Origin of the sequence: Rhodococcus sp. WY5, from assembly GCF_018588185.1 — a bacterium.
In the GTDB taxonomy this organism is placed as follows: domain Bacteria; phylum Actinomycetota; class Actinomycetes; order Mycobacteriales; family Mycobacteriaceae; genus Rhodococcus_F; species Rhodococcus_F qingshengii.
On the sequence record NZ_JAAMPR010000001.1, the window covers coordinates 4,857,080 to 4,869,020 of the forward strand.

At 62.6% G+C, this 11,941-nt stretch carries 11 protein-coding genes; 4 read left to right on the forward strand and 7 right to left on the reverse strand.

Annotated elements, in window-relative coordinates:
* Window positions 1–70: 70 nt before the first annotated feature.
* Window positions 71–958 carry a hypothetical protein gene (locus G4D79_RS22405; protein WP_003942742.1) on the reverse strand — a complete coding sequence of 296 codons (888 nt, stop codon included), beginning with the start codon at window positions 956–958 and terminating at the stop codon, window positions 71–73.
* A 104-nt stretch (window positions 959–1,062) separates the two neighbouring features.
* Window positions 1,063–3,402 carry a Tex family protein gene (locus G4D79_RS22410; protein WP_007729297.1) on the reverse strand — a complete coding sequence of 780 codons (2,340 nt, stop codon included), beginning with the start codon at window positions 3,400–3,402 and terminating at the stop codon, window positions 1,063–1,065.
* A gap of 75 nt (window positions 3,403–3,477) precedes the next feature.
* Between G4D79_RS22410 and G4D79_RS22415 the strand changes: the two genes are divergently transcribed.
* The gene (locus G4D79_RS22415; protein WP_007729299.1) at window positions 3,478–4,464 is read left to right on the forward strand and encodes a serine hydrolase; all 987 of its coding nucleotides are present in this window, start codon (window positions 3,478–3,480) and stop codon (window positions 4,462–4,464) included.
* Between the two features lie 26 nt (window positions 4,465–4,490).
* Here the strand turns inward: G4D79_RS22415 and rffA are convergent, their stop codons facing one another.
* Entirely contained in the window at window positions 4,491–5,633 is a 1,143-nt protein-coding gene (gene rffA, locus G4D79_RS22420) for a dTDP-4-amino-4,6-dideoxygalactose transaminase (RefSeq protein ID WP_003942806.1), read from the reverse strand.
* Window positions 5,623–6,609 carry a glycosyltransferase gene (locus G4D79_RS22425; protein ID WP_003942691.1) on the reverse strand — a complete coding sequence of 329 codons (987 nt, stop codon included), beginning with the start codon at window positions 6,607–6,609 and terminating at the stop codon, window positions 5,623–5,625. Before G4D79_RS22425 ends, rffA begins: the two co-directional genes overlap by 11 nt.
* A gap of 172 nt (window positions 6,610–6,781) precedes the next feature.
* Between G4D79_RS22425 and G4D79_RS22430 the strand changes: the two genes are divergently transcribed.
* A complete protein-coding gene (locus G4D79_RS22430; protein ID WP_081558793.1) occupies window positions 6,782–8,980 on the forward strand; it encodes a hypothetical protein in 2,199 nt (732 codons plus the stop codon).
* Window positions 8,977–9,423: a GtrA family protein gene (locus G4D79_RS22435; RefSeq protein ID WP_030535434.1), complete on the forward strand. Its 447-nt coding sequence runs from the start codon at window positions 8,977–8,979 to the stop codon at window positions 9,421–9,423. Before G4D79_RS22430 ends, G4D79_RS22435 begins: the two co-directional genes overlap by 4 nt.
* A gap of 4 nt (window positions 9,424–9,427) precedes the next feature.
* On the opposite strand, the gene G4D79_RS22440 is transcribed toward G4D79_RS22435, so the two are convergent.
* Window positions 9,428–10,006 (reverse strand): TetR/AcrR family transcriptional regulator, encoded by a 579-nt coding sequence (locus G4D79_RS22440; protein ID WP_042450812.1) that lies wholly within the window; start codon window positions 10,004–10,006, stop codon window positions 9,428–9,430.
* Between the two features lie 68 nt (window positions 10,007–10,074).
* Here G4D79_RS22440 and G4D79_RS22445 point away from each other — a divergent pair, with 68 nt between their 5' ends.
* Window positions 10,075–10,650, forward strand: coding sequence for a dihydrofolate reductase family protein (locus tag G4D79_RS22445; protein WP_042450814.1), 576 nt, complete (start codon window positions 10,075–10,077; stop codon window positions 10,648–10,650).
* Here the strand turns inward: G4D79_RS22445 and trmD are convergent.
* Window positions 10,647–11,351: a tRNA (guanosine(37)-N1)-methyltransferase TrmD gene (gene trmD, locus G4D79_RS22450; RefSeq protein ID WP_003942745.1), complete on the reverse strand. Its 705-nt coding sequence runs from the start codon at window positions 11,349–11,351 to the stop codon at window positions 10,647–10,649. The two genes, G4D79_RS22445 and trmD, sit on opposite strands and share 4 nt — an antisense overlap.
* 9 nt (window positions 11,352–11,360) lie before the next feature.
* Window positions 11,361–11,933, reverse strand: coding sequence for a ribosome maturation factor RimM (rimM, locus tag G4D79_RS22455; protein ID WP_050656639.1), 573 nt, complete (start codon window positions 11,931–11,933; stop codon window positions 11,361–11,363).
* Window positions 11,934–11,941: the final 8 nt, after the last annotated feature.

The window sequence follows — 11,941 nt, forward strand, 5'->3', positions numbered from 1 at the left end:
CAGGAGCAGAGGAACCGAGCGGCACGCGTTTCGGTCTCCCGAAACGGCGCTCGTCTGGTTCGTGCCCAGATCAAGTGCTGCTGCCTGGTCCAGGCAACCCGTCCATTGTGCCAGACGCGGATACCAGCGGGGAAATCGGTGGCGGCGGAGCTGCGTGGATGGTGTGGTCCAGTTCCTGCTCGGCCGCCGTCATCGCATGCTCGACGCTCGGCGATCCGGCTATCAGATCCTGGACGTAGATCTTGGCCCGGATGACGGGCCGACGCCATTTCCGTTCGCGTTCGAGCGCGCGGTTCATCCGTTTCGGCTTGCGCGTGTACCGCCAGCGAGCCCACGGTGCACCCGGCCGGCTCAGGCGGACCGCTCCGATTACCAGCAACGGGAAAACGAACAGACCGACGAGCCCCGTCCAGATCTTCCCCTTGAGAATCACGATGGCTGCCAAGGCGAAGTTGATCAACGCGACGAAAACGAAGACCAACTTGATCCACGGATCGCGTTCTTCACGGAATCCGGCGACGTCGAGAAGTTCGAGCGGGCGGAAACCCAGCAGCACCAGGCCGGTCACGGCGATCGCGACGAAGACCGCATCCACCGAGGTCCGACCTTGTTCGGACCAGTACACATCCTTCAGATAGAAGATCAGTGCGAACTCGTCGAGCACCAACGCCGCACCCATACCGAAGATCGCCGCCAGGACGGCACCGGTGGTCTGCGAACCATCGACGTAGACCGCGATCAACGCACCACCGGAGATCATCATGGCGATCACACCGAACACGACGTGATGCACATGCTGGCCTCCGGGCGCGATGTTGCCCGGCCACCATTTCACTTGCGCGCGAATCATCCGGACGCTGAGGCGGATGAAAAGGAAGGCGGACAGGAACCCGAGCAGGAAGAACAGCAACGGCAATCGGCCATGGGCGATGATCTCGCGCTCGAGCCACTCCCGCATCACTGTCCTCCCTTCACCGAATTCATGATCCGACCCTGATCGGATTCATACCGCCAACCGACTCGATTGTGACGATACGGACTTCGAAAACCCGGCGGACGGATTTACTTGCCGAAGCCCGCCTTGCGCAGAGCGTCGGCCATCGACCCGGCAGCAGGCGCGCGGTTGTCCGGTCGCTGCTCGCGTCCGCCCTGGCGTCCGCCATTTCCTCGTTGCTGACCCTGCCCCTGACGCTGGCCCTGCGGCTGGCCCTGACGCTGGGGTTGCCCACCTCGCTGGCCTTCGGACTTGCGGGGCGCTCCCACCTCGTCGTCGAGACGAAGCGTCAGCCCGATGCGTTGGCGTGCCTCGTCCACTTCGAGGACCTTCACCTTGACGACGTCACCTGACTTGACGACCTCGCGTGGGTCCTTGACGAAGTTGTGTGACATCGCCGAGACGTGAACCAGACCGTCCTGATGAACTCCGATGTCGACGAAGGCACCGAAGGCTGCGACGTTGGTGACCACGCCTTCGAGGGTCATGCCGGGCTTGAGATGCGCGACCTTCTCGATACCTGCGGCAAAGGTTGCGGTCTTGAATTCGGGTCGTGGATCTCGTCCCGGCTTCTCCAACTCGGAGATGATGTCGGTGACGGTCGGTAGACCAAATCGCTCGTCGACGTAGTCGGACGCCTTGACCGATCGAAGTGCCTGCGAGTTTCCGATCACGGTGCGCACGTCCCCGCCTGCACTCGCGACGATCTTGCGAACCACCGGATATGCCTCCGGGTGGACGCTCGACGCGTCGAGAGGGTCGTCGCCGTCGGTGATCCGCAGGAAGCCTGCGCACTGCTCGAATGCCTTGGGTCCCAGTCGGGAGACATCCTTGAGACCCTTGCGGGATTTGAACGGACCGTTCTGGTCCCGATGCGCGACGATGCTCTCTGCAAGGGATCCTGCAATTCCGGACACCCGAGCAAGCAGCGGCACGGACGCGGTGTTGACGTCGACGCCGACCGAGTTGACGGCATCCTCGACGACGGCGTCGAGGGAACGCGAGAGCAGCGATTCGGTGATGTCGTGCTGGTACTGACCGACGCCGATGGACTTGGGATCGATCTTGACCAACTCCGCCAACGGATCCTGCAAGCGACGCGCAATGGACACCGCACCGCGAATCGAGACGTCGAGGTCGGGAAGTTCCTGCGACGCGTAGGCCGAAGCCGAGTACACCGATGCGCCTGCCTCGGAGACGACGATCTTGGTCAGGTTGGGCGCGCCGGTCTTCTTGATCAGTTCGGTAGCGAGCGTGTCGGTCTCGCGTGAGGCCGTGCCGTTGCCGATGGCGATCAGTTCGACGCCGTGTTCGGCGACCAGTCCGGCAAGCGTCGCGAGAGCCGCGTCCCACTTGTTCTGCGGCTGGTGCGGGTAAATCGTCTCGTAGGCAACAACTTTGCCGGTTCCGTCGACGACGGCAACCTTCGTTCCGGTGCGGAATCCGGGGTCGAGTCCCATGGTGGGTCGGGCGCCGGCGGGAGCTGCGAGGAGTAGATCCTTGAGGTTGGTGGCGAAGACGTCGACGGCGTCCTTTTCGGCCGACTGCCGCAGACGCATCCGAGTGTCGATACCGAGCGTGACGGCGAACTTCGTCTTCCACGCCCACTTGACGGTGTCGAGAAGCCACCCGTCGGCGGCCCGACCGCGGTCGGCGATCTCGAACCGCGACGCGATGCGGCCTTCGTAGACCGTGCGCTCCCCCGGCGCGAGTTCTTCGGTGTCTGCCGCCATGTTGAGCGACAGCACTTCTTCCTTCTCGCCGCGCAGGACGGCGAGGATGCGGTGCGAGGGCAATTTGGAGAACGGTTCCGAGAACTCGAAGTAGTCAGCAAACTTCGAGCCATCGGTTTCCTTGCCCTTGCGGACCGAGGAGACGACCTGGCCGCGATTCCACATCAGCTCACGCAATTCACCGACCAGATCGGCGTCCTCGGCGAAGCGCTCGACGAGGATCGACCGGGCACCGTCGAGCTGCTCGTCCGAATACTTCGCGGGATCGGTGGTGGGATCTCCGATGAGAGCATCGGCGACGGGCTCGTGGCCGGCCTCGCGGGCGATCTGCGCCTTGGTGCGCCGCTTCGGCTTGAAGGGGAGGTAGATGTCCTCCAGCCGCGCTTTCGTCTCGGCCAGCATGATCTGACCGCGCAGTTGATCGTCGAGTTTGCCCTGAGAGTCGATCTCCGTGAGCACGGCGTCACGACGGTCGTCGAGCTCGCGGAGATACCGCAGCCGCTCGTCCAGGAGTCGCAGCTGGGCGTCGTCGAGCGTGCCGGTGACTTCCTTGCGGTACCGGGCGATGAAGGGCACCGTGGCTCCGCCGTCGAGAAGGTCGACTGCTGCTGCAACCTGGCCTTCGCGGACGTCGAGTTCCTCGGCAATGCGCTGGTTCACGGTCTTGAGAATCACGAGATCCGACCCTACCGCTATCCTGAGACAAGAAGATCGGCAACAGTGCCGTGTCAGGGCTACCGGGGGAAACAAATGAGTACGCGGTACGTCCGGATTGCCGCAATGGTGGCCGCAGTTACTTTTGCGGCTTCGTGCAGCGGTGGACAGAACCCGGATGATCCGATGCAGACCCCCGCCTTTCCCGACACCAATGTTCCGGTAGCCGAGACCCTCGACGGCCGCCTGGGACAGGCTCAGGTGGCTGCGCTCGGGCGTGGTGCGGACGTCTCCATCGCCATCCTCGACCGCTCCTCGGACAAGTACCTCGACGTCGCCGGTGACCAGCAGATCGAAACAGCCTCGGTGGCAAAACTTTTCATCGCCGAGGATCTACTTCATCAGGATGCGCGCGGTGAGCGACCCATCACGGACGACGATCGCACCCTCATGGCGGCGATGCTCGAATCCTCCGACGACACCGCAGCCAACCTCCTGTGGGACGAGGTCGGCGGCCAAGAGGTGATCACCCGCGTCGCCGAGCGTTACGCACTGACCGCGACGACGCCGCCCTGGGACGGAATGTGGTGGAACACCGAGACCACGACACGTGACCTGGTCACCTTCTACAGCGGTGTCCTCGACGACTCCGATCAACTCGGACCTGAACGGGTCGAGCAGTTCGTCGAGTACCTGCGGCAATCCACTCCCGAAGGAACCGACGGTTACGACCAGAGATTCGGCCTGCCCGAGGCCTTGTTCGGCGAGCCCGTCATAGGAGTCAAACAGGGCTGGATGTGCTGTGTCGAGGACAAGTGGATCCATCTGTCCACCGGCATCGTCGGTGACGACAACCGATACATCATCGCGATCGGTTCGCGAGAAGACGTCCAGTACACGGATGAGGACAGCTTCTATCCCGACACCTCGTTCACCGATGCCGTCGACGACGAAAGTGCACTGCACGCACGCGACACGGTCACCGGCGTCACGCAGATTCTCTTCCCGAGCGGAAGCATCGACGACTGGGCAGCGGCATCCACGACCGCGGATTCGGCGATGCCCGAAGCTTCCGGGCCCTGATTCGATCCACGCGGTCGTGTTCGTCCTCAAGCCTGCTTGTACTCGAGCACCGAACCGATGACACGGTCCTGTTGTTCGAACGTGAGCATGGGCCACAGCGGCAGTCGAAGGATCGACGCGGAGAACTCGGCACTACGCACGCACGGCTGCGGTGTTCGGCCGTAGCGCACACCGGCCGCACTCGTATCGAGCGGAACGTAGTGGAACGGCGCCACGATTCCGTCACCGGCAAGGTGCCGAATCAAGCCGTCACGGCTCTCTTCGGTCGGCATCTTGAGATAGAACAGGTGCGCAGTGTGCTCGCGATCATCGGGCACCGCCATGGGCACGACACCGTTCGCGGCCGCCCACTCGCCCAGACTCACGCTGTAGGCATCCCAGACGCGATGCCTGGCCGCCTGAATCGCGTCGAACTCGGATAGTTGTGCGTCGAGGACGGCGGCATTGAGTTCACTGGGCAGATAACTCGACCCGATGTCCTGCCACGAATACTTGTCGACCTGCCCGCGCAGGAAACGCGCACGGTCGGTCCCCTTCTCACGGATGATTTCGGCGCGAGTCATCAACTGATCGTCGGAGAGCAACAGCGCGCCGCCCTCACCGCAGTGAACGTTCTTGGTGTCGTGAAAACTCTGCGTTCCGATAGTTCCGATGGTGCCGAGCGAGCGCCCGCGCCACTTTCCGCCGAGTCCGTGAGCGTTGTCTTCGATCAACGCAACGCCGTGGAGTTCCGCGAGGTCGAGGAGAGGTTCCATGTCCGCGGCGACTCCGCCGTAATGCATGACCAGTACAGCTTTGGTGCGTTCGGTGATCGCCGCCGCGACGCACGCCGGGTCGATGTTGCCGGTACTCGGATCGATGTCGACGAAAACAACAGTGGCCCCGCGCAACGCGACGGCGGTCGCCGCCGAACTGAACGCGAAGCTCGGAACTATTACCTCGTCGCCCGGGCCCAATTCGAGCAGCAGCGCACCCAATTCGAGTGCATGCGTGCACGAGGTGGTCAGCAGAGCATGCGTGGATCCGGTGATCGCCTTGAGCGCTGCAGTCGCGGACTTGGTGAAACGTCCGTCACCGTGAATGTGGTCGGACTCCAGAACCGTTGCCAGATTCGACAATTCGTTCGATGCCCGATAGGGGCGGGAGAAGATGATGCGATCAGTGCTCACGACTACGCCGATCGATCGAGGTTCCGGGCCGCGGGGAGTCGACAGTCAGATACAGCGGCTTTCCGACAAGGACGTGCAGTGCCACACCGAGATATTCGGCAATGAGCCCGAGCGAGAACAGAATCGCACCCGAACAGACCAGCAGCGCCATGATGATCGACGCCCATCCTTCGGGATCATTGTTGTCGCCGGTCATGGCCCCGATGAAGATCACCGCGGCCATGATCACGCCGGCCGACGCCAGGGTGACTCCGAGCAGGCTGACCAGCCGCAGACCGCGTGTTCCGCTACACAACACCATCTTCCAGAACAACGAGAACAAACGGCGGTAGTTGTACCCGGATTCTTCGCGGCCTTCGGCTCGAAGTGTCACCGGCGCCGTGGCCGTGTTACCGACAACCCACGTCAGCGCAACGTCCAGATACACGCCGTTGGCCGCGACGCCGGCCAACTGTCGGCCGATGTCACCGCGGATCAGGCGATAACTTTCGAATCTCGTCGAATCAGGGAACGCGAATACCGTCGCCAAGACGATCTTTGCGCCGCGCGAGGTCAGGTTCCGCAAGAATCCGTGCGGGCGTGTGTTCGTGGGTTTGGAATACACGAGATCGGATCGCTCCGTCAGCGCGGTGTCGAGGAAAGCCCCGATGTGCACCGGGTCGTGCTGGCCGTCCTCGTCCATCGTCACGATCCACTGTCCAGTTGCAGCGGCCATGCCGGCGATGGTCGCCGCGTCCTGGCCGTAGTTGCGGCTGAGCCACACGACACGCACCTGCTCGAAACGGCGCTCCAATTCGAGTAACACGACGTCGGAGCGGTCCGGGCCGTTGTCGTGAACCAGCACGATCTCGTCGACGGAGAACTGCGCACCACCGGGCGTCGCACTCGGTGTGCCCAGGCCGTCCAACTCCTCGACGAGCGCCGTGATCGTCTTTTCGCCCTGATAAACGGGCACTACGACGGAAATCGAGTGCACTCGCTTCCACTCCCTTCAGGGGGCTCGACTGGCGCCGAGAGACAGGCACAATCGGGCCCACACCGTCGCGAACTTTAACACGCAGAGATGTCTTGACTTCGGATGCCGGCGGCGCGTGACGCGCTCGCGTCTCCGTACGCCCCACCTGCCCTGTTAAGGTCTGGAACTCGTGGTGGAAACTCGCACTCTCGCCCGGGCAGACGTGTACAAGTGGGGCGCCGTCACGGCGATCGGTGTCATCGCCGGTTATCTGGCCGTGGTGCTCGCGAATGCTCGTCACTTCTACACCGACGACACCGAGTCCCAATACGCGCCGCTGTGGGTCATGCTCGGCCGCAGTCTGCGAGAAGGACACCTCCCGGTGCTCGTCCCCGAGAACTGGATGGCGGGCAACTACGCGATCGAGGAAGCAGGCCTTCTCAATCCACCGCAACTCCTGATCGACCTGATCGCACCGTCCTTCGACAACCTGGCGTTGTACGCGACGATCGTGAAGTTGATCTTCGCGATCATCCTTGCACTCGGCGTCTATCGGATCTGCCTCGAGTACGGCTCGAAGCCCACGTGGGCTGCCGTCGCCGGCGTCTCGATTCCGTTCACCGGTTTCCTGCTGTTCTTCGACTCGGCCAGTTGGATGACTGCCTTCACCGGCACTGCCTGGATGGTTCAGGCGTGGGCGTCGGCAATCCGCTACGCCCGAGGTAAGAGCGGTCCGATCCCGACCTTCGTGTTCTTGTATCTCGCGATGTCGGTCCAATATGTTTTCCCCGCAGTCGAATCCGGCTTGATGATCGGCGCGGTCGCAATCGGCGAAGTTGTCTATCAGCGGCGTTGGCTGCCGTCACTGCGGCTTCTGGCGGTGTCCGCGTGTGCCGCTCTGGCCGGTCTCGCGACGTATCTGCCGAGCCTGCTCACCGCGGACGTCACCTGGCGCGGTGCATCCGAAGTCAAGAACGATGCATTCCTCGCCGTCCCGTGGTCGGAATCGCTGAACGCGAGCCTGCCGAGCACGATGCCCGCGTTCACCTCGTGGTGGGGATACATCCAGACCATGCCCATGGTCTACATCGCCTGGTTCCTCATACCCGCCCTGGCATTCATCGACTGGGGCAAGGCACGCGCCGCGGCACGCGAATTGACCGCCGTCGGGATCTTCACGGTCGCCGTCCTCATGTGGACTGCCGGGCCGAGCACGATCGGCCCACTGCGGTGGCCCGCGCGCGTACTTCCGATGGTGGCCATCGGACTCCTGCTTCTGGTGTGCATCCTGCTCGGGCGTTACGCCACGACCGACAAGTTGCGCGGGCGCTGCGTTGCAGCGGGAATCCTCGTGGGCCTGCTTCTGATTCGGTCAGCCTCGGCAGCTCCCGGGCTCGCGAAATGGCATGTGATCTCAGCCCTGCTCGTTGCCGCACTCGGCGCCGCGATGGTCTGGCTCGGCCGTACCAAAGGCACTGCTTTCGCATGCCTCGTAGCGATCGTCGCGGTCTCCCCCATCGCCTACGCCCAGGTTCGGGCCGCGCAACCAACCCCGATGAGCTGGAACCTGCCCGAATCCCGCTCGGAGATGAAAGAGGCCTTCCCCGACTTCGAAGGCACGACACTGCAACTGGGCGACCGTGCACTCATCGCACCCGGGGACAAAACCCTCGACGGAGCGTACGGTTCCCTGGCTTTCGGCAACTACCCCAAAGACCTCGAACTGACCTACACCAGCGGCTACACCCCCAACGGGCACTTCTACTTCGGTGATCTGCTCTGCATGCGCTGGGACATGAGCGTCTGCCCCGACGCCTTTCGGCGCGCATTCACCGTCGAACCCACCACCGGCCGCACCATCGTCGACCTGATGAACGTGGACCGCGTCGTACTTCAGAACGCTCTCTACCCCGATGCACGCAAGAACCCGGCTCCCGACGGGTGGACATGGGTGGACTACCCCGGTCACGAGAACTACATCTCCGTGCTCGAACGCGTCGACGGCCCCGTCTCGACACGAAACGGCCGCATCGCCGATACCCGTGGCGTCGAAGCTGTTTCGACCGCGGAATCGAACATGTCGAGCACCCTTCGTGTCAGTTCGGAGACCGGCGGCAAGGTTGTGTTCGCACGGCTCGGCTGGCCCGGATATCGGGCGAGCATCGACGGTCAGCCTGTCCCGATCGACGTCGTCGCGAAGTCCTTTGTCACCGTGGACATTCCCGCCGGGACGAAGGACGCAGAGCTTGTCCTGACGTGGCGTCCCCCGGGATGGAAGGTCGGCGGCGCTTCGATGGTCGCCGGAGTCCTCGGACTCGGCGTGCTCGAGTGGATGCATCTGCGGACCCGACGCAAGGACGGGATCAACACCGTGAAAACCGAGTCTTCATGACCGAAGACATCGCATCACCCGAGAACCCCGGCCCACTGCTTCGGGTGGTCAAGCATCAACCCATCGCATTTGCCATTGTCGGAGTGGCTAATACGGCGATCGGATACGTGCTCTTCGTGATCTGGACACTGATCCTCGACAACAAGGATCTGTATCAAGTGGCTGTGATCGGCGCGTACTCCATCAGCGTCCTCATCGCTTTCGTTCTGCATCGGACTCTCGTTTTCCGCGTCCGCGGACATGTGGCACGCGACCTGGGAGCGTTCATCGTCGTCAATTCCGGTGGCCTGGTGCTGAATCTGATACTCGGAACAATCGCGGTGTCGATTCTGCATGCCCCGCCGCTTCCCGCCCAGGCGGTTGTCATGCTGATCGTCGCCGGTGTGAGCTTCTTCGGTCATCGATACTTCTCGTTCCGCCGCAAACCTGCCGAACGACACTGACCTTCTACGATTCGCGGGGTAACGCTCGATCCACCGCCGCCTCGACGATCGTCCGAATATCTTCCTCTCCGAACAGGTCCGGCAATGTGAGTCGATCCAGTGCGAGCCAGTTCAGCGACAAATAGAGCAGGCGAACGGTCATCGCATCACCCGGCACGCCCGACGCCAGATGATTGGCTACGTTCAGATCGAAGTCTTCTCGGATGCGGACGGTCAGCACCGCTCGCAGGTCCGGTCGACGCGTCGCCTCCAGTCGCAACTCCATGAGCGCGAGGAAACCCGTTCCGAACGAGGTGACGCGCTCGACCACGTCGAGCATGAGCGTCACCAGGCGCTCACGATCGGTGCCGTTGACGGGATCGATCATCCCTTCGAGGTCCTCCGGAATCAGTCGCTCGTAGATCCGGCCACCCGCTTGAGTGAGCAGGTCGTCGCGATTGGAGAAGTAGTTCGACGCTGTCCCGTTCGGCACTGCTGCCTGGGCGTCGACGGCTCGAAACGTCAAGCCTCGAGCACCCTCTCGGGCCAACACCTCGATTGCCGCGTCGATCAGGGCAAGCCGGCGTTCCGGGTTCTTTCGCACTTGACATCACTCCTGACACAACCCTAAATTAAACCACTACAAACATAGTACTACGAAGGGAGCGCGTTATGCGAAAGCTTGTGTACTACGTGGGAGCCTCCCTCGACGGATACATCGCGGGGCCTGGTGGCGAATTCGACTTCCTCCCGGTCTCCGAACAGATCACGGCCTGGATATGCGATCGATATCCTGAAACCGTGCCAACGCATGTGCGGCCCGCTCTCGGAATCGAGGACGCACCCAACAGGACCTTCGACACGGTCGTCATGGGCCGCGGCTCCTACGAGCCCGGGCTGGCCGCCGGAGTGAAAAGCCCCTTCGCGCACCTGCGTCAGTTCGTCGTCTCCACAACCATCCCTGACGCCGAGGATCCCCCCGTCACCATCGTTCGCGCCGACCCGCTTGGGGTAGTCAGATCCCTCAAAGAGGAAGAAGGACAAGATATCTGGCTGTGTGGCGGCGGAACTCTCGCCGGCGAACTACTACCGGAGATCGACGAGTTGATCATCAAGAGGTACCCGGTAGTCGCCGGCGCAGGCATACCGATGATCAGAGGTAACTTCGAGCCGACACCGTTCACACCGACTGCAACCGAATCGCTCGACGACGGCGCAAGCATCACCTGGTTGAAGCGAAATACCTAAGGAAGAAGATCCGGTCGACGCTCGGCCGTGCGCTGCAGCGACTGCTCATGGCGCCACGCCTTGATCTTCGCGTGATCTCCGGAAAGCAGAACAGGCGGGACCTCGAGATCACGCCACACGGCGGGGCGAGTGTAACTGGGCCCTTCGAGAAGGCCGTCGGAAAACGAATCCTCTTGGTGTGAAAGCTGATTGCCGAGAACGCCGGGCATCAGTCGCACGACAGCCTCGACCATCACCAGCACCGCTGCTTCGCCGCCGATCAGGACGTAATCGCCGATGCTGACTTCTTCGACTCTGACCCGCTTGGCGGCGTCGTCGAAAACCCGTTGATCGATACCTTCGTATCGGCCGCAGGCGAAGACGAGGTGCTTGGCGTTGGACCAGCGGTGCGCGGTCTCCTGGGTGAACGGAACGCCGGCGGGAGTGGGCACCACCAGAATGGTCTCGGCATCATCGGGGCCGGAAGAATCGGAGCGCCCGATCACGTCGTCCAGTGCCGGGCCCCAGACGGTGGGTTTCATGACCATGCCGGGTCCGCCGCCGTACGGGGAATCGTCGACGGCTTTGTGTACGTCATGGGTCCACGACCGCAGATCGTGGACGTCGACCGAGATCAAGCCGCGTTCGATTGCCTTGCCCAGCAAGGCAGCACGAAGCGGTTCGAGATACTCGGGAAAGATGGTGACTACATCGAGACGCATGACAAGCGATCAGTCGCTGTCGGCGTTCGAATTGTCGCTGTTCGACTTGTCACCGAAGTCCGGGTCGAGCAGTCCCTCGGGGGGCTCGATCACCACGACGCCGTCGGCGATCGACACCGAGGTGACGATGGCTGCGACAAACGGGATCAGCAATTCACCGGACGTCTCACCGGCGCGGCGAATCGATAGCAATTCACCTGCGGCGGAATGCAATACCTCGATGACCGAACCGATCTCGGTGCCGTCCGTGAGGACGACCTTCAGTCCTTCGAGTTCGTGATCGTAGAACTCGTCCGGATCATCCGAAGGCTCGAGTTCGGAACTGTCGATGACAAACAGTGTGCCGCGCAACGCATCTGCGTCGCCACGGTCACTGACGCCTTCCAGGCGCAGCAGAAGCCGCCCGGAATGATCCCGGGCGGCTTCCACTGTGTACGACTTCAGTGTGGACTCGCGCGGCTTGCGCCCACGCAGCACGGAACCTACGGCAAAACGATCCTCGGGCTCGTCTGTACGAACCTCGACTACCAATTCACCTTTGATGCCATGCGACTTCGCGACACGACCGACTACGAGTTCCACCTGTTTAC

Excerpts from the sequence above, each read along its gene's own strand:
- G4D79_RS22405 (WP_003942742.1), bottom strand. The coding sequence starts at position 958 with ATGCGGGAGTGGCTCGAGCGCGAGATCATCGCCCATGGCCGATTGCCG.
- G4D79_RS22415 (WP_007729299.1), top strand. The coding sequence starts at position 3,478 with ATGAGTACGCGGTACGTCCGGATTGCCGCAATGGTGGCCGCAGTTACT.
- G4D79_RS22435 (WP_030535434.1), top strand. The coding sequence starts at position 8,977 with ATGACCGAAGACATCGCATCACCCGAGAACCCCGGCCCACTGCTTCGG.
- G4D79_RS22445 (WP_042450814.1), top strand. The coding sequence starts at position 10,075 with ATGCGAAAGCTTGTGTACTACGTGGGAGCCTCCCTCGACGGATACATC.
- trmD (WP_003942745.1), bottom strand. The coding sequence starts at position 11,351 with ATGCGTCTCGATGTAGTCACCATCTTTCCCGAGTATCTCGAACCGCTT.